The sequence below is a fragment of the Dyadobacter sp. BHUBP1 genome (genome assembly GCF_050587785.1).
Taxonomy (GTDB): Bacteria; Bacteroidota; Bacteroidia; order Cytophagales; family Spirosomataceae; genus Dyadobacter.
Genome location: NZ_JBOBIH010000003.1, coordinates 254,375 through 271,357, shown reverse-complemented (window position 1 = coordinate 271,357; position 16,983 = coordinate 254,375). Strand labels below are relative to the sequence as shown.

Here is a 16,983-nt window from a genome sequence, read left to right as displayed (position 1 = left end):
CATTTTTATGAATTGTTGTGAATGCTTATTCTGGAGAACCGTCGTCAGCGATGTTAGGCTCGCTTGTGTCGATCAGTGAATCGGGATCGTTGTTTACCTGGCCGCGGATTTTGCCTTCCAGCTCTTCCATCAGCTCAGGATTGTCTTTGATCAGCGCTTTCACAGCGTCACGGCCTTGTCCGAGGCGGTTGCCTTCGTAGCTAAACCATGAGCCCGATTTCTTCACGATATCCAACTCCACAGCAAGGTCGATGATCTCCCCCACTTTGGAAACGCCTTCACCATACATGATATCGAATTCTACCACTTTGAATGGCGGTGCTACTTTATTTTTAACCACTTTTACACGGGTACGGTTACCCAGGATCGCATCAGCGCTTTCCTTGATCTGACCTACACGACGGATATCCAGGCGCACTGATGCGTAATATTTCAATGCATTACCACCGGTGGTCGTCTCAGGGTTACCAAACATCACGCCGATTTTTTCGCGAAGCTGGTTGATGAAGATGCAGCAGCATCCTGTTTTATTGATCACCCCGGTAAGTTTACGCAGCGCTTGTGACATCAAACGTGCCTGCAAACCCATTTTGCTATCGCCCATCTCGCCTTCGAGCTCGGCGCGCGGCACTAATGCCGCCACAGAGTCGATTACGATAATGTCCACCGCACCGGAGCTGATCAAGTGCTCGGCGATCTCGAGTGCCTGCTCTCCGCTATCTGGTTGCGAAATAAGGAGGTTGCTGGTATCGATACCCAGCTTCTCCGCGTAAGTTCTGTCAAATGCATGTTCCGCATCGATGAACGCCGCCAGACCGCCTTTCTTTTGAGCTTCGGCAATGCAGTGCATCGACAACGTGGTTTTACCGGATGATTCAGGTCCGTAAATCTCCACGATACGGCCACGGGGAACACCGCCTACGCCCAACGCGAGGTCAAGACCCAGTGAGCCGGTCGAAATCACCGGAATATCTAATACTTTGGTGTCGCTCAGACGCATTACAGTACCTTTTCCGTAAGTCTTGTCGAGCTTTTCGAGCGTGGTCTGTAACGCTTTTAGTTTGTTGTCTTTATCTGTTGTTGCTTGTGCCATAGAAATGGTAACAGTAATTTGGTTGGTACATAAAAAAGCGGCTTTTGCAGGACAAAAACCGCTCGTAAATGGGTCTTTATTGTTTTGTAAAAATAGCTAATTCCCACTAAAACAACAACCCGAGTTTTGCCTTAAAACTTAATTTTTCCCGAAATTTTCGCATTTTACAGCGTTTGTAGGGATAGAATAAAAATGGCGATATGCAAGTGGACATAACAGATTATCAAACGGTGAAGAAGCCGGACTCCCGGTCTTTAAATGTCTGCCAATTGGCTATTTTTGCAAACAATAAGCGCGTGCCCCGGCAAGCCATTTCCGGTGGCGGCTCCGCGTAGGCCGTACCACGGCCTACCGTACTCATTTTAACATTGAAATCGTGATCAGGAAAATATTGCTTGCCCTGCTGGCTGTGGCGGTTTTGCTCGGCATTTGGCAGAGAGATGTGCTTACATACGCTTTTTTACAGGCCAAAGGACAAATTGGCATATTGATGCACGTGCAGCAGGTCGATGAGGTCCTGGCCGATAAAACGTTTCCGGATTCACTCAAGGCGAGGATCCGCCTCATTCAGGAGATCAAGCAATTCGGTGTGGACTCGCTGGGGCTTACGCCTTCTGATAATTACACGACGTTCTATAATCAACACGGCCGGCCGCTGATATGGCTCATTACGGCCTCTCAACGCTATAAAATAGAACCGTATCAATGGCATTTCCCGATCGTCGGTACGTTCCCCTACAAAGGCTATTTCGATTCGACCCGTGCTGTTGCCGAGGAAAAGGTCCTGATCGACAATGGATTAGATACCGATATTGGCGAAGTTTCAGCCTGGTCGACGCTCGGTTATCTGAAAGACCCCATCCTTTCCAGCATGCTCCTCCGCCGCGTTGGCAGCCTGACCAATCTGATCTTGCATGAGCTTACACATGGTACGCTTTTTGTGAAAAACAACCTGGAACTCAATGAAAACCTGGCCAGTTTTGTAGGTGATCAAGGCACTATCCGTTTTTTGAAGTACAAATACGGCGCGGATTCGGAACAAATGCGCCAGTACGAATATTCCAAACGGTATAATGATGCCTATTCACGGCATATGCTTAGGGGTGCGGGCCGTTTGGACAGTCTTTATAAAACATTTGGAACGGATCCAACGCCGAGCGCTGAAAAGGACTCATTGAAAATGAAATTGATCACTGATATCGTCAGCGATACGGATACACTTCTTTCCGGCAAGCGCACGTTAACAAACAAAAGCCGCTGGCCCGACGGAAAACTTCCCAATAATGCTTACTTTATCAGCTACCTGACCTATAAGTCGAAACAGGACAGTTTCAGGCAGGAATTTGAAAAGAAGTTTGGAGGGGATTTGAAAAAATACCTGAACCATTTAAAGGGCAAATACCCTTCCCTGTAATGTTATCATGAGCATGAAAAGATCGTACGTACTTTTATTAGCCATAGCGACATTTGCATTGCTGTTCTCGTTCCGCCAGTATGAGGAGAGCGCCGAAATGGACCGTGTGGTTCATAACAAGAGCTTCGGTACCGGCGAGAGAGTCGAGTACCGCGTGCATTACGGCTTTATCAATGCCGCCGAAGCCAAAGTGGAGGTGGGCAAGGCGGTTTCGATGATCAACAACCGGCCTTGCTACCGGGTCAATGTCATTGGGCGCACAGTGGGTGCATTCGACCTGATTTCCCGCGTGCGCGACACGTGGCGTTCATACATAGACACCACTGCCATTCTCCCTCACATGTTCGAACGGCAAATCCAGGAAAACAAATACCGCAAGGAAGAGACCGTTTTCTTCAATCACAGCAAAGACCAGGCGGTATCCAACGTGAAGGACGAGAGCAAGACCTACAATGTGCCCAACAACATTCACGACATCATCAGCGGCTATTTTTTCCTTCGTACCATCAATTTCGACAAGGTTCGCGAGGGCGAGATCATCGAAGTACCTACTTTCTTTGACGGCGAGGTGTACAAGCTCCGTGTCCGCTATGTAGGCAGAGATGTGATTAAAACCAAGTTTGGCAAAAGCAAGGTACTGCGCCTTTCACCGCAAATCCCGGCTAACAAGTTCTTCAAAGGCGAGGAGCCTATGGCGCTCTGGGTGTCCGACGATTCGAATAAGATTCCGTTGAAAGCCGAGGTCGATCTTAAAATCGGCTCTTTGGAAATGGATTTAAAGTCCTATAAAGGCCTCCGCAAAGACATCAACTGGTTTTGACCAGAAGCCATTTCCGAAGCTCTTGTATTTGCCTGAGTGGGAAAGGCAATGCATTTCTCTTAATGCAGTAAAAGGGCATTTCAATAGCGCCAAAGCCTGCATAATATCCTGCAATCGATTCTTTCGCCGGACTTTCAAAGTCAAAGACCAGCTCCGTACCTGCATTATCGCGAAAGTAAGCGTCCAGCATTAGTGCCCTTGCATTTCCTTTCCGACCTGCATGGTCCGCTGCATTAAAGAGGTAGACCGTTCGCCCGCGATAGTGTGCGAGCACTACCCCTGCATGCACGCGTGTGCCCGAGCGCGCGTACGTGAGGCGCCCGCTGGCATTTTTGATGAGCTCCACACCGACCTTTTTTAATGTTTGGTAAGCGTCGGCTTTGATTTTGCCTATGCCCGGTGCATGGTTTGCAGCAAACAGCGCGAATAGCGGCTCAAAATCGTCTGATTCAACGGTTTCCCATTCCATTCTTCGCCCACGTTTCACATTTGCTCTCCGATCTTTGGAATAGCCGGTATAAAGCTCGGCGTAGGATTGATCCAATTGCAGCCAATGCGTTTGCAATACCTCCATTTCAAAGCCATTCAGCCACAGGAGGCTTTCGATTACCGCAAAGTTTTCCGGATTGAATGCATAACTGGAAATGTAAGGAAAACGCCCTTCCAAAGCTTCGAGGAATGCCTCGCATAGCGCCGTAGTCAGATCATGTTTTGAAAAAATACCCAGATACTGGCAGAACAAAGGCTGATATAGAATGCGCCGGCCAAATCTCCGTCGGACAGGCAGCGGCATTATAACCGAAAAATCATTGGCAGAAGGCCATACGAGCGCCTCCCATTGCTCGCACACAATATCGAGGTACCAGCTCAATGCGTAAACCACGCATTGCCGGCTATGTTGAATGTGGTCATCCCAGATTGGAGCATCGATCTGCTCCCGGGAAAGAAGAATAGGCTTGGGCATCATGTTGTTCAGAAGTTTTCCTGAACATTGATACGTCAAAACCTATTTAAAGTAACTACGAAGCTTCTGCAAAGTTTCTTCCACGTCGGGTGTCTCGTCCATGAGCAGGTTAATACTCTGGATGGAGTGTATTACCGTACTGTGGTCACGGCCTCCGAAATGATAGCCGATCGATTTGAGCGGCAGGTCGGTGTATTCTTTCGCCAAATACATCGCCAGCTGTCGTGGGTAGACGACCTCCTTTTTACGGCTCTTGCTTTTCAAATCGGCAATGGAAACCTGAAAGTAATCGGCTATGATTTCCTGAATCGTATCGATCGTCACCTCCTTATCCTCATTCATAACGATGTTACGAAGCGTATTCTTGGCCAGTTCCACATCGATATTGCGGCGGGTAAGCGAGGCCTGCGCCATCAGCGAGACGATCACGCCTTCCAGCTCCCTTACGTTGGAATTCACACTGTGCGCAATGTACTCGATCACATCATAGTCGATCGAAATGCCTTCCGACTGGATTTTTTTCTGGATGATCGCAATACGCGTTTCAAAATCCGGCGCTTGCAAATCTGCCGTGAGCCCCCATTTGAAGCGGGATAGCAAACGGTCCTGCAAGCCTTGCAGCTCACGCGGCGGGCGGTCACTGGTCATGATGATCTGCTTGCCGAGCTGGTGCAGGTGGTTGAAAATATGGAAGAATGTATCCTGCGTTTTTTCCTTACCCGACAAAAACTGCACGTCGTCGATGGCGAGCACATCCACTTTCATGTAAAAATCCGTGAATTCCTGCAAGGTGTTATTACGGATCGAGTTGATGAACTGGTTGGTAAATTTCTCAGAAGAAACGTATAGTACCAGCTTATTCTCGTAGTGGTTGGTAATGTAGTTCCCTATCGCCTGCACCAGGTGCGTCTTACCCAATCCTACCCCGCCGTACATCATCAGCGGGTTGAACGACGTGAGTCCCGGACGCTGCGCCACCGCAAAACCTGCCGAGCGGGCAAGCCTGTTACAATCTCCCTCGATGAAGTTATCAAACGAATAATTGGGGTTCAAATACGTATCGAGCGTCAGTGAATCCTGGTCTTTCTCCTTCACACTCGCCCCCATGCGCGGGTCGGTCGAAAAGTTATCCGGCTTCGAATAATTTGGAGATTTCTGGGTTGAGACGTTCATCGTCAACGGCTGGTGCTTCTCGTTACCGGTGTCGACAATAATGGAATATTCCAATAAACCGTCGCGGCCTATGGCGTAATCCAGCGCCTTTCTCAACAGATTGACATAATTATCTTCCAGCCATTCGTAGAAAAACTGGCTGGGAACCTGCACGGTAAGTACTTTGCCATAGAGCTTTAGAGGACGAATGGGTTCAAACCACGTCTTAAAACTCTGCTCGGGAATGTGCTGCTGAATAATCCTCAGGCAAGCATCCCAAACCTGGTCTACCTCTCTATTTGTGCTGATTCTTTCCAATGTATAATTTACCAAACTCTGAGTATCATAGTTCAAAAGGACGGCAAAGATATAAAAATACCTGATCTCTCCAGATGAAACGGATATTCAATTTAATCGTCACAAAGTGTATCTGCAAACCCGAAACTAAAATTGGGAGCGTAATCGTGTCCAGAAGGTTACAGGAGCGGTTTTGATATTTCAACGCCCGTATTTGCGTCCCAAAATTTGTAGTTTTGCTAATAGCACTTTTCCGTACACCATTCATCAATCCATCAGCCCATGTCAGCAAACCTCTTTTCTGAATTTCTCCCGTCGGACAAAAGCACTTGGGAAAAGCTCGTAGCGAAAGAGGTGAAGGGGCGCGCCGGGTTGCTGGACGCGTGGGAAGTTGCCCCTGGTTTGCATTTCAAACCCTATGTTACTGCCGCAGAGCTCGACTGGGAAGCAGTTCTTAAAATTCAGAATGCCCAAAAGTCAACTGCTGGATGGATTAATGTGAATGCAGAGCCTTTAAGCGAATCCCGGCCGTTCCAGGTCGAACTGGAAGGCCCGGACCCGGTAACACAACTGGTATCAGCCCTGGCTTCTTTTTCGGGTGAGTATTCCAATAGCCAATCGCCTGATCTCTTATTCAATCAAACCACGTTCTCGGTTTCGATTGGCCCTCAATACCTTACTGAAATTGCCAAATTGAGGGCGTTAAGGTACCTGTTAAAAAAAATAGCGCGCGCATTCGGGTTGCCGGAAACACAAAGTATACCCTTCATTCACGTGACGACGTTCACCAATTACAAAAACAATGAGCCGGACTATACCAATCTCGTAAGAGCTGCTGCTGAGGCTATGAGCGCAGTAATAGGCGGCTGCGATGCGCTCACCGTGCTCCCGTTCGATAGTGCGGATAATGCGATGGCTCAGCGATTGGCTTCGCATGTATCGTACATCCTGGAACACGAAAGCCATTTTACCAAAGTAGCTGATCCGGCGGCGGGAGCATTCGCGCTGGAAGACATGACATTGAAACTGGCGAATGCAGCCTGGGGACGTTTCCTGAAAACGACAGATATCGACATTTTCAGCAATATTTCTGATAACATCCAAGATCACAACCAGCACAGCAGCCAACCGGCAATATTCCAAACCGCCGAAGGCATTTCAGTCAAAACCAAATTCACTGAAAGCGACCTCGCAGGCGCGCAACACCTCGCATTCGGTGCGGGTACACCCCCATTTCTTCGCGGACCTTATGCCAGTATGTACCTCGAGCGCCCCTGGACAATCCGGCAATATGCAGGTTTCTCGACTGCATCTGAATCCAATGCATTCTACCGCCGGAACCTGGCGGCCGGGCAAAAAGGCTTGTCGGTAGCGTTTGATCTGGCAACGCACCGCGGCTACGACTCCAACCACCCCCGTGTGACCGGTGATGTGGGCAAGGCCGGCGTGGCCATCGATTCAGTAGAGGACATGAAAATACTGTTCGATCAGATCCCGCTGGATCAGATGTCGGTGTCAATGACGATGAACGGCGCGGTGATACCTGTAATGGCCTTTTTTATCGTCGCTGCCGAAGAACAGGGCGTTCGGCCGGATCAACTTACCGGGACGATCCAGAACGACATTCTGAAAGAGTTTATGGTCCGCAACACCTACATTTATCCACCGGGACCATCCATGCGCATTGTGGGCGATATTTTCGCCTATGCCTCGCAGTATATGCCGCGTTTCAACTCGATCAGTATCAGCGGCTACCACATGCATGAGGCGGGCGCGCCCGCGCACATCGAACTCGCCTACACGCTCGCGGATGGGCTCGAATACATCCGTACAGGCCTGGCGGCCGGCATTCCCATCGATGATTTTGCGCCGCGCCTGTCGTTCTTCTGGGGAATTGGCATGAACCACTTTATGGAAATTGCCAAAATGCGGGCCGGGCGAATGCTTTGGGCCAAGATTGTAAAGCAGTTCAACCCGCAGAACGAAAAATCGCTCATGCTTCGCACACATTGTCAGACGAGCGGTTACAGCCTCACCGAGCAGGAGCCGTTCAACAACATCACCCGCACGACCATCGAAGCCATGGCGGCGGTCATGGGCCACACACAGTCGCTGCACACCAATTCGTTTGACGAGGCCATTGCATTACCCACCGATTTCTCGGCCCGCATTGCGCGGGACACACAGCTTTTTATTCAAAACGAGACCGACCTCTGCAAGGCTGTGGACCCGTGGGGCGGATCTTACTACGTAGAGTACCTGACCATGCAACTCGCAGAAAAGGCATGGGCACTAATTGAGGAAGTGGAAGCATTGGGCGGCATGACCAAGGCCATTGAAACCGGCTTGCCCAAAATGCGCATCGAAGAGGCTGCCGCCCGAAAACAGGCGCGGATTGATGCGGGTAAGGAGGTGATAGTGGGGGTTAACCGGTACAAAACGGACGAAAAACTGTCTTTTGAAATCCTCGAAATTGATAATCAGGCGGTCAGAAATGCGCAAATCGCGCAGCTTGAAGCTATTCGTGCAAACCGGAACGAAACCAAGGTACGCAATGCACTCGACCGCATTACACAGGCTTGCAGGGAAACCGGCGGGAAAGATATGCCTTCAAATCTCCTGGCACTCGCTGTCGATGCAGCGCGCAAAAGAGCTACATTAGGAGAAATTTCAGAGGCTATGGAGAAGCAGTTCGGCAGATACCAATCCACGATCCGGCCCGTTTCGGGTATTTACAGGGTGGAAGTTTCGGATGATGAGAACTTCCGGCGCACGCGTGCAATGTCCGACGAATTTGCCAAACTGGAAGGCCGCAGGCCACGCATCATGGTTGTCAAAATGGGTCAGGATGGCCACGACCGGGGCGCAAAAGTAATCGCGACCAGTTTCGCCGACTTAGGTTTCGACGTCGACATTGCCCCGTTGTTTCAGACACCCCAGGAAGTGGCCAAGCAGGCCATTGAAAACGATGTGCATGTCATAGGTGCATCGAGCCTTGCTGCGGGGCACAAAACGCTTATCCCCGAGTTGATCAGCGAATTAAATAAGCTGGGAAGGGGCGATATTATGGTCATTGCCGGCGGCGTGATTCCCGCGCGGGACTACCAGTTTCTGTACGATGCAGGCGTGAAGGGAATTTTCGGTCCGGGAACAGTCATTTCAGTGGCCGCACAGGAGATTTTGACCATGCTGATACAGGAAAGTTGATCATTCCTCAGGAATCCCTGCCAATAGGCTATGATCCATACCTCAAGATCACGTCAAAGCAAAATACGCAGCTTTTTATCCCAAATTTCTACGTATCGCTTCTTCCAATCCTGCGGCAGGAACGAAGACTCTATCACTTCCTTCACTTTCCCGCCCGCACCCGCAAACTTCGCGTAAATATTAAGAACCGCCCTTTCCGGCAAGTTGAGCCCCGTGGCGAAATTGTCAAAATCTGGTTTAGCGATTTTTCTGTTTCTGCCATTCAAGGTGAGCGCCAACTCGTCTGCGTCATCTGGAAATACCAGATTTACATTAACCAGGTCATAAGCTGGTGAAAGAGAAATAGTGTGATCCGTATTATGAGTCAAGGAAAAGTTCATAGCGTGATCGGACTCAAGATAATCCTCATCGTAGGTAAACGTATAACCTTCGTCTGTTTCTTCAAGGTAACCTGCCAGGCTTTCCCTGTAATAAACGTACGCTTGCTTGACCATGACTTTAAGAGTTGAAATCAACCACCCCTACTTCTTTACCAAATAATGACAGTACTTGGTTAACCTTATCCAACCGAAGTGTTTTCTTACCTTGTTCTAAATCACGGATAAAGCGTAAACCAACTCCGGCTTTGGAAGCGAGCTCCTCTTGCGTCAATCCGACAGCCTTTCGCCTTTCTTTCAGAAATATTGAGAAATTAGACATTTTATACCCTTTATGATATAAAAATAACAAATATTGAGATATTATACCATATCGGGTACAAAACTTATTTTTGTTAATTATTTTATACCCGATCGGGATTTAATGTCAAGCTTAAATAAATGGGCTGTGTAACGTCACGGCCGTCGTCTGTTTCAGGTCTATTAAGTGGATTAATAATTGATAAGATCCCCGCACGAAAAAATTATTCAGGGCTACCTGTTTGGCTTATAAATGCCGATATCTAGTTTACACCCGCAAAAACCAGCGAGGTGCAATTACCCCCAAAACCGAACGAATTGGAAAGGACATATTTCAAATCGTAGTTGCTTTTCCATGCAGAAACAGGCGCAGTGTTCGTACCATTAATAGGCTCACTGACATTCAAACTTGGAAACAATTCCGAATGGATAATACTCAAAATGCTGAAAATAGCCTCCACTGCACCCGCTGCACCCAGGGTGTGCCCCGTAAATGATTTCGTGGAGCTGTAAGGAGGCATCCTGTCAAATAACGCCCCTATTCCGAAGAATTCGACCTGATCGTTGTTCTGTGTACCGGTTCCATGGGCATTGACGTACCCAATTTGAGAAGGAGCAATCCCCGCCGACCGTATCGCTTCGCGCATGCAGCGGATCGCTCCGGTCGCTTCATCAGACATTGCCGAAGGATGATGCGCATCATTCGCATTACCGAAACCTGCCACTTCCGCATATGCCTTCTTCCCTGCCGCCAGTTCTTCGGCTTCCAGTACCAGATAAGCTGCGCCTTCGCCCAGGTTCAGGCCGTCGCGGTTCACATCGAATGGCTTACAAGGCGATTCAGACAATATTTTTAATGCATTGAAACCGTTGACCGTGTATTTGGCCAGACTATCCACGCCGCCTACGATCGCCCTCTTCACCCTGCCCGAACGGATCAGCCGCGCGCCTAGCATAATCGCATTGGCGGACGACGAACAGGCCGTGTTAATGGTATCGGTAAAACCTTTGATACGATAGCGTTTGATGAGCTTCAGCGTATGCGCCGAGCATCCGTAAGATTCCAGGTATTCAGAGCCTTCCGATTTATGGTTGGCATCCTCGTAAAGCTGGTCGGTGAGGCACATGCCGCCTACGGTACTGGCGGAAATCAATGCCGTGTCAAGCGAAGAAAGCTGTCCCGGCGTCAACGCGGCATCGGCAATGGCTTCGCTGAAAGCTTTGTCGGCCAGCAGGCACGTGCGCGTGTAACCGTTGGAAGTTTCGAGTTGCTGTAATGTTTTGAGCTCCCCGTTGCTGAGCTTGACCTCGCCAAAAGGCAGCTGTGAAGCGTACAAGGATTCGAAAAAAGCAACCTTACCGATCCCCGAACGCCCACCGCGCAAGCTCTCATGATTCTCCGCTACATTGTTGCCAATGGCCGAAATCATGCCCATACCAGTCACCAACACCCTTCCCATTGAAAATTAAGCGGCTTTTGTGTGCGCGAGAATATACTCGGCCATGTGGTTTACATCGACCAGGATCTTGCGCCCCTCGGCCGGGTTATTGATTTTGATACCATATTCTCTTTCGAGCAGCACCACCAGCTCGAGAGAGTCGATCGAGTCCAGGCCCAGATCACCGCCAAAAAGCGGTTCGTCGTCTTTGATATCGGCAGGATTGATGTCGAGCAGGTTCAGGTATTGTACAATTTGCCCTTTCAGAATGGGCTTCAAGCTTTCTATGTCCATATTGATTTGTTAATCTCTTCTAGTAATCACCGGTTACAGCCTGCGAACCGGCCCGGGGAATTTCAAACTTAAATAATTCTTTCCAACCGCAGCTTAAAATATGTGCCCAATTGACAAAACACTATAAAAATGCCCAGAAAAGCGAACACCGTCCGCAGATCCTGCCAGCTGCCGCCTTTGAGAAACAATACATAAAAGCCTTCCAGGCACCAGTGCAACGGTGAAAAGTTGCTGAAAAACTGCATGAAACCCGGCATCACGAACGTTGGCACCAGTATCCCTCCTATCGCCCCGAAAATGATAATAGATATGGCGCCAAACCCATTAGCCTGCTGCTCGGTTTTGGCAAATGCGCCGATCATTAAAGCGTAACTCACGGCCGCCATACTGCTGATGAAAATCACGGCGATAGTCGCAATGATATTATCCGGCACGCTAAGTTTGGGCAAACCTAATTTGGGTAAAATCCATACGCCCATGGAGAATGTGAGTGCGACCTGCAATGCGGCTACGATCACGTAAATGGCCATTTTACTAAACATCACCACCATGAATGTAGTCGGCATGGTTTTCAACCTGAGAAAACTGCCGTTAATGCGCTCTTTCACAATGTTACTGCCCAAAGAGACTACCATGAAAAACATGGCAAAAATGGTCCAGGCAGGCACATTATGCTGGGTGGAATTGGGAATGGCAGTGGAATTATTGTTACGCGCGACGATCTGGTCGATGCCCACGCGGTTGGAAATCATCTTATCTTTCAGCTTAGCAGATCTTTCGGCAATATCCATGTTGGCATACATGCGGTCGATCATCAGCGAGTTTTCGATCACGCTCATATAGGACTGGATCACGCTCATGACCGAGTAGCTGTAATTTTCCTGCAAAACCGGGTCGTTATAAAAGGAAAGCCTGGGCATTGACACCTTCTCCCGGGCCGTCGTGTCGCGTTCAAGGCCCAGATCGTCCATCAAAATGGTACTTACATCTTCAGCATTGCTTTCTAGCCCGGCCGAAAACGTAGCAGGAATGTACAATGCGATCATTTTCCCCCTGGACAATAATTCCGACTTCAACGATTCCTGCGGGAGCGCATCCTGCGAATCGATCTTAAACAGCCCGGATTTTGTCAGCAACTCGACCAGTTTCTTTCCCTCTTTACCATCGTCATGGTTGACCACCAGAAGCGGAATCTGGTTCTCATTCACCATTTTATAAGCACTATCCTGAATGATGGTGATGATAAAAACCAGCAGTAAAGGCATCAGAAACATCAAAGCCAGCCCTACCTTGTCATTGATAAGCAGTAGCAGTTCTTTGCGTAATGATGCGTATAACTTAAACATAGGCTTTAATCGCGGTATGCCTCGCCAGTCAGATTAATGAACAATGTTTGCAGGTTGGGCACCTCGTGCGCGGTTTTCAAATGCTGCAAGCCTCCTGTCGCAATGACCTTTCCATGGTCGATCAGCGCGATATTCTTGCAAAACTCTTCTGCTTCCGACATATGGTGCGAAGTATAGATGATGGTCGTCCCAGCGTGGTTGATCTGCTGTAAATAACGGATAATCGCATTCCGGCTCTGCACGTCCACACCTACCGTCGGCTCGTCGAGAAAAAGGATATCCGGCTCATGAATAATGCCGATCGCCAGGTTCACACGCCGTTTCATGCCGCCAGAGAATGTCCCGACCTTCTTATCGGCCGCTTTTTCAAGGCCTAATACTTGCAGCAAATGCTCGCGGCGCACTTCCAGTTTCCTTTTGGGAAGATTATACATTGCGCCGAAGTAATCGAGGTTCTGGCGCGGGGTCAGTTCCTGGTAAAATGCATATTCCTGAGGCACGAAACCGATCCGGCTCTTTCTCTCAGCATCGGAATATGGCCTGCCGTTGTTTAGAAACTGCACTTGGCCGGAAGAAACGGGGATAATGCCACAAAGAATGGAGATCAGCGTCGTCTTACCGGCTCCATTCGGGCCCAGTAAACCAAATACGTCCGATTGCATGATGTCCAGCGAAACGTCGGACAAGCTATCCTCCTGGGCGGATTTATAACGCTTATACACGCCCCTGATCGCAATACACACCTGACCCGCCATACCCATCCGCACTATTTACCCAGTTTCAGGCTGGAAAGCTTCTGAAATGCCTCCTTCTCCACCAGACGGATTTCCAGCATCATATCGGCAATTTCTTCGAAGTCTTTCTGTTCGGTCAGGCGGCCTTTGTACACGCCCGCCATTTTAATGGCACTTGCACGCCACATATCGCCGGCCTTGGTAAAATCTTCCGAAACATTGGCCACGCGGTCGTCCTGCAAGTAGGCTGCGGCCTCTTCCAGGAATGCACCGTAAAGGAAACGAAAGCCTCCGCCGCCTGTACCGATTTCCTCCTGCATGCGCACGATCTGGCCTAAGTAAAGGCTCGCTTTACGTAAACCGAGCTTGTCGCGCCATTTACGGACGTGGTTGGAAGTGTGCCTGATCCCGTTCACCCCCGCGAAATTGCCGGGAATGCTCAGCATATCCCGCACATTACGGCGAATCCCGGTCACGATGCCTTTGCGGATCATGTCCTGGGTAATGGGTTTTATTTTCTCCGGAAAGTAAATATGTCCCTTGGGCGCGAGCGGGCCCTGCGCAAAACGTACACGCGAGAGTTCTTCTTTGGAAAGAGAGGTCACATCTTCCATAACCGGGTCGCTGACCAGGTAGCGGCCATTTTCTTCGCCGAAAACAATGAGGTTATGTGCGTTGAAATGGAAGCGGTATTCTTTAGGAAAGTAAGTCAGGTGAAAAACGCCCACCTGACAGCCAACCGGCACGCCTTCCTTTACTTTCTTATCCAGAAACGCCTCGGCCGCCGCAGGATTTGAGAATTTCTTGCGGGTTACCTCTACGCCCAGCGACTTGCAGGTGCGTTTGAAGATCGCCCCGGGCATGGTCCGAAATGAGATGGCCGGGCCGTTATTGACCGTCAGGAAAGGTATTTGTATATAAAACAAGCCCGAGCCCATACCGAACGCCAACGGCTCGGTCATGAAATCCAGGCCATGATACCTCAGCAATGCCGTGGTAACCCCGTTTTCGCAATGAGCTGTCTGGACGTGATGGAACTCATCCGTTTGACTGTCAATATTCACTGGTTCAACCTTTAAAATTTTTCAACTCGTCCACAGTGATATCGAAAGCCCTGGCATATTTTTCCAGTTTTCGCTCGCTGAGACCTTTAAAAACGGATGGTTTGAAATGCCGTTTGATAAAAAAGGGGAAGATCCCCGTGTAACCCGACAGAACCGGCAAATCCATCAGGCGAAGTTCCATAAAATAGTATACCGGGCTTTTTTCACCGTTGGCTACTGCCCTGCGCGCCTCTTCCACCCGCTCGTTCACCTCTTCCCACGCGCTGTCGAGCGCCTGTTTTTTCACATCCCATCCTTTACTCAACGCGGTTTCGTACTTACCGTCCTCATTTTTGACGTAGCATACTTCCCGGGTAAATTTGTCGAGCGCGCCGGGGTCTTGCGGCAGGTCTTCCTTTTTCATGGTATGGGCAGCTTTTGTATGGTTTCAGCACACAGTGAGCAGGCAGAACATGTACGAAAAGCGCGAACTTTCCGGCACTGCCAGCAATATTTTCTCGCCCTTTTTCAAAGCCCCGCTGTTGAACACCTCTTCGAGCATCATATAAATGGAGGCCGCGCCTACATTGCCTTTGGTGACGAGGTTGGTGTACCATTTTTCTTTGGCCACCGGCATACCGTTCTCTTTGAAAAATTCGTCGATTTTGCTTTCGAAGAAATAGCTTGACAAATGCGGCAGGAAATAGCTCACATCGTCCATAGTTATTCCTTTTTTAACCAGAATATCTTTGAGCTTGGCGAAACCTAATTTAACAATTTTTTCACCTAAAAGCTTCACATCCTGCTTGATACTGAATATAGATTGCTCCTTGATTTCCTCGGCAGTGTAATCCTTATAGCTTTTCAAAGTGCCGTCTTCGAGCTTCTCGGCACCCATATACATACAGGCCTCGATCTCGTTGGCATAAGAGCAACCTTCAATCCAATCGATTTTCAGGGAGATTCCTTCTTTATTCGGGGTCGGCTCTACGAGGAATGCACCCGCACCGTCGGAGAGCATCCAGCGCAAAAAGTCCTTTTCAAATGCGAGGTAAGGGTTCTTTTCGAGCTTTACCAACTGCTGCACTTCGTCTTCGAACTGGTCGGCGCGAAGCACCGTCGAAAGCCGTTCCGAAGCACAGGAAACCGCTTTTTGTTTTTCGCCCAGCTTCACCGCCATGTACGCGTATTTGAATGCATGCATCCCTGCGCAGCAAACGCCCGAGGGCGATACTACTTCTATGGATGCCGCTTCGGGCAGGTTACCGTGTACCATCGAGCCGTGCGAAGGCATCAGTTGGTCGGGGCTGGACGTGGCGCAGCTTAGCAAATCCATCTGGCCGATCTCGCCCGGATTATTCCTGAACAGGTCTTTAATGGCAAGGGCCGCCATTTCCGCATTGGTGTGCGTAGGCGTTCCGTCTTTGCGCAATGCATAATACCGGTTTTTAATACCGTTATTGCGCAAAACAATGGCTTTTGATTTGGAAGGTTTTCCGTTGATGTATCCTAAGTATTCTTCCATTTCCTCATTGGAAACGGACTCATTCGGTAAAAACTTGGCAATCCTTGTAATATATGCTTCTGACATTATGATTTGGTTTCTACACCACAAAAGTATTCTTTTTTCTTCTTAATCGCATTGGCGGTGAACGGGGCGATCAGTAACCGGTAAACCGTGACCAGCACCGGCGCTACCATAAAAAGCGCAACGAGCAGGTAATATTTGAAAAAACCAACCAGCCTTTTCCGCTTTTCAGGCGTGGTCCCCTTCGTTTTGATCAACTTTGCCCAGATCCTGAACAGCTTCTTGGCCCGCCCCTCGATAAACAGAATATCCGTGGGTATGTTAATAAGGCCTGTGGCCATGATTTCTTTCTGTAAACCGGCATACTCCCGGTTGTCGTATGCCTTTTTGACGATCGCTCCGAAACGGGAGGCGCCTTGTATGTCCTCATCGCTCACGCCCGGTTTGGGGAAAATGCCCCACTTGCGGTCTTTCCGGCCGGTAAGCATCCAGTGCAAAATGGTTACCGCGCTGACAAGGTTCGAAACACGGTCCATCAGCGGAATATTCCCTACCAGCTTCCCGCCCGCGTCGGCGATCAGCTGCTTAATGCTTTCCTGCGAGTTGAGCCACATATTCCGCCCACCTATCACCGTCACGATGGGCGTGTCCCTGACCCTGGCTTTAAAGCCGGGGTCGTGCAGCAACGATGTTATCGGCAGCGACGGCGACAGGAACCACGGCTGGTAACCCAACACGATTAAATCGTAACGCTCGGCACCGAAATGAAGCGGTTGGAGCTCGATCGGGTCTTCTTGCACGCATTCCGGCATTTTGTCGAAAAACTCGTCTGAAGTCCAGGGGAATACAAAGGGTTTGGCCGGGAAAATCTCTAATCGCTCTACTGTTTCAGGCTCGAACGGTTTCAGGAACTGTTCGATAATTTCATTCAACTGACCTGACTGAGAGTAGTTTACAACTAGTATATTTTTCATT

General features: G+C 49.3%; 16 protein-coding genes and 1 pseudogene. 4 read left to right on the top strand and 13 right to left on the bottom strand.

The annotated features are described in order from the left end of the window. Nucleotides 1–25: 25 nt before the first annotated feature. Nucleotides 26–1,093, bottom strand: coding sequence for a recombinase RecA (gene recA / locus ACQ4MZ_RS13395; RefSeq protein WP_430845581.1), 1,068 nt, complete (start codon nucleotides 1,091–1,093; stop codon nucleotides 26–28). Nucleotides 1,094–1,469: 376 nt separating this feature from the next. Here recA and ACQ4MZ_RS13390 point away from each other — a divergent pair, with 376 nt between their 5' ends. Together ACQ4MZ_RS13390 and ACQ4MZ_RS13385 are read left to right on the top strand one after the other, a co-directional pair. Next, complete coding sequence (locus ACQ4MZ_RS13390) at nucleotides 1,470–2,507, top strand: aminopeptidase (protein WP_430845580.1); 1,038 nt, start codon at nucleotides 1,470–1,472, stop codon at nucleotides 2,505–2,507. 13 nt (nucleotides 2,508–2,520) lie between these two features. Beyond that, nucleotides 2,521–3,327, top strand: a complete 807-nt coding sequence (locus tag ACQ4MZ_RS13385) for a DUF3108 domain-containing protein (RefSeq protein WP_430845579.1) — start codon at nucleotides 2,521–2,523, stop codon at nucleotides 3,325–3,327. On the opposite strand, the gene ACQ4MZ_RS13380 is transcribed toward ACQ4MZ_RS13385, so the two are convergent. Together ACQ4MZ_RS13380 and dnaA are read right to left on the bottom strand one after the other, a co-directional pair. Beyond that, nucleotides 3,314–4,294, bottom strand: a complete 981-nt coding sequence (locus ACQ4MZ_RS13380; RefSeq protein WP_430845578.1) for a GNAT family N-acetyltransferase — start codon at nucleotides 4,292–4,294, stop codon at nucleotides 3,314–3,316. The genes ACQ4MZ_RS13385 and ACQ4MZ_RS13380 overlap by 14 nt on opposite strands. A 39-nt stretch (nucleotides 4,295–4,333) precedes the next feature. After that, entirely contained in the window at nucleotides 4,334–5,761 is a 1,428-nt protein-coding gene (dnaA, locus tag ACQ4MZ_RS13375) for a chromosomal replication initiator protein DnaA (RefSeq protein WP_223400454.1), read from the bottom strand. Between the two features lie 261 nt (nucleotides 5,762–6,022). Here dnaA and ACQ4MZ_RS13370 point away from each other — a divergent pair. Beyond that, nucleotides 6,023–6,739 (top strand): annotated as a pseudogene (locus ACQ4MZ_RS13370) (methylmalonyl-CoA mutase family protein); the annotation flags it as partial. 87 nt (nucleotides 6,740–6,826) lie between these two features. Next, the gene (scpA, locus tag ACQ4MZ_RS13365) at nucleotides 6,827–8,947 is read left to right on the top strand and encodes a methylmalonyl-CoA mutase (protein WP_430846404.1); all 2,121 of its coding nucleotides are present in this window, start codon (nucleotides 6,827–6,829) and stop codon (nucleotides 8,945–8,947) included. Between the two features lie 53 nt (nucleotides 8,948–9,000). On the opposite strand, the gene ACQ4MZ_RS13360 is transcribed toward scpA, so the two are convergent. From ACQ4MZ_RS13360 to ACQ4MZ_RS13315, 10 genes are all read right to left on the bottom strand, one after another. After that, on the bottom strand, nucleotides 9,001–9,441 hold the full coding sequence (locus ACQ4MZ_RS13360) for a HipA domain-containing protein (protein WP_430845577.1): 441 nt from the start codon (nucleotides 9,439–9,441) through the stop codon (nucleotides 9,001–9,003). 4 nt (nucleotides 9,442–9,445) lie between these two features. Next, the gene (locus ACQ4MZ_RS13355) at nucleotides 9,446–9,646 is read right to left on the bottom strand and encodes a helix-turn-helix transcriptional regulator (RefSeq protein ID WP_430845576.1); all 201 of its coding nucleotides are present in this window, start codon (nucleotides 9,644–9,646) and stop codon (nucleotides 9,446–9,448) included. A gap of 241 nt (nucleotides 9,647–9,887) precedes the next feature. Next, nucleotides 9,888–11,084, bottom strand: a complete 1,197-nt coding sequence (locus tag ACQ4MZ_RS13350) for a beta-ketoacyl-[acyl-carrier-protein] synthase family protein (RefSeq protein WP_430845575.1) — start codon at nucleotides 11,082–11,084, stop codon at nucleotides 9,888–9,890. Between the two features lie 6 nt (nucleotides 11,085–11,090). Then, nucleotides 11,091–11,357, bottom strand: coding sequence for a phosphopantetheine-binding protein (locus ACQ4MZ_RS13345; protein ID WP_106598059.1), 267 nt, complete (start codon nucleotides 11,355–11,357; stop codon nucleotides 11,091–11,093). A gap of 68 nt (nucleotides 11,358–11,425) precedes the next feature. Next, nucleotides 11,426–12,703 carry an ABC transporter permease gene (locus ACQ4MZ_RS13340; RefSeq protein ID WP_430845574.1) on the bottom strand — a complete coding sequence of 426 codons (1,278 nt, stop codon included), beginning with the start codon at nucleotides 12,701–12,703 and terminating at the stop codon, nucleotides 11,426–11,428. A 5-nt stretch (nucleotides 12,704–12,708) separates the two neighbouring features. Continuing rightward, complete coding sequence (locus ACQ4MZ_RS13335) at nucleotides 12,709–13,458, bottom strand: ABC transporter ATP-binding protein (protein ID WP_430845573.1); 750 nt, start codon at nucleotides 13,456–13,458, stop codon at nucleotides 12,709–12,711. An 11-nt stretch (nucleotides 13,459–13,469) separates the two neighbouring features. Then, nucleotides 13,470–14,501, bottom strand: coding sequence for a BtrH N-terminal domain-containing protein (locus ACQ4MZ_RS13330; RefSeq protein ID WP_430845572.1), 1,032 nt, complete (start codon nucleotides 14,499–14,501; stop codon nucleotides 13,470–13,472). 4 nt (nucleotides 14,502–14,505) lie between these two features. Next, nucleotides 14,506–14,904: a hypothetical protein gene (locus ACQ4MZ_RS13325; RefSeq protein WP_430845571.1), complete on the bottom strand. Its 399-nt coding sequence runs from the start codon at nucleotides 14,902–14,904 to the stop codon at nucleotides 14,506–14,508. Between the two features lie 24 nt (nucleotides 14,905–14,928). Further along, nucleotides 14,929–16,071 (bottom strand): beta-ketoacyl-ACP synthase III, encoded by a 1,143-nt coding sequence (locus ACQ4MZ_RS13320; RefSeq protein WP_430845570.1) that lies wholly within the window; start codon nucleotides 16,069–16,071, stop codon nucleotides 14,929–14,931. Next, a complete protein-coding gene (locus tag ACQ4MZ_RS13315; RefSeq protein ID WP_430845569.1) occupies nucleotides 16,071–16,982 on the bottom strand; it encodes a hypothetical protein in 912 nt (303 codons plus the stop codon). Before ACQ4MZ_RS13315 ends, ACQ4MZ_RS13320 begins: the two co-directional genes overlap by 1 nt. Nucleotide 16,983 lies beyond the last annotated feature (1 nt).

Coding starts and splice junctions, on each gene's coding strand:
- recA (WP_430845581.1), bottom strand. CDS start 1,093: ATGGCACAAGCAACAACAGATAAAGACAACAAACTAAAAGCGTTACAG.
- ACQ4MZ_RS13385 (WP_430845579.1), top strand. CDS start 2,521: ATGAAAAGATCGTACGTACTTTTATTAGCCATAGCGACATTTGCATTG.
- ACQ4MZ_RS13380 (WP_430845578.1), bottom strand. CDS start 4,294: ATGATGCCCAAGCCTATTCTTCTTTCCCGGGAGCAGATCGATGCTCCA.
- ACQ4MZ_RS13360 (WP_430845577.1), bottom strand. CDS start 9,441: ATGGTCAAGCAAGCGTACGTTTATTACAGGGAAAGCCTGGCAGGTTAC.
- ACQ4MZ_RS13355 (WP_430845576.1), bottom strand. CDS start 9,646: ATGTCTAATTTCTCAATATTTCTGAAAGAAAGGCGAAAGGCTGTCGGA.
- ACQ4MZ_RS13350 (WP_430845575.1), bottom strand. CDS start 11,084: ATGGGAAGGGTGTTGGTGACTGGTATGGGCATGATTTCGGCCATTGGC.
- ACQ4MZ_RS13345 (WP_106598059.1), bottom strand. CDS start 11,357: ATGGACATAGAAAGCTTGAAGCCCATTCTGAAAGGGCAAATTGTACAA.
- ACQ4MZ_RS13340 (WP_430845574.1), bottom strand. CDS start 12,703: ATGTTTAAGTTATACGCATCATTACGCAAAGAACTGCTACTGCTTATC.
- ACQ4MZ_RS13335 (WP_430845573.1), bottom strand. CDS start 13,458: ATGGCGGGTCAGGTGTGTATTGCGATCAGGGGCGTGTATAAGCGTTAT.
- ACQ4MZ_RS13325 (WP_430845571.1), bottom strand. CDS start 14,904: ATGAAAAAGGAAGACCTGCCGCAAGACCCCGGCGCGCTCGACAAATTT.
- ACQ4MZ_RS13320 (WP_430845570.1), bottom strand. CDS start 16,071: ATGTCAGAAGCATATATTACAAGGATTGCCAAGTTTTTACCGAATGAG.
- ACQ4MZ_RS13315 (WP_430845569.1), bottom strand. CDS start 16,982: ATGAAAAATATACTAGTTGTAAACTACTCTCAGTCAGGTCAGTTGAAT.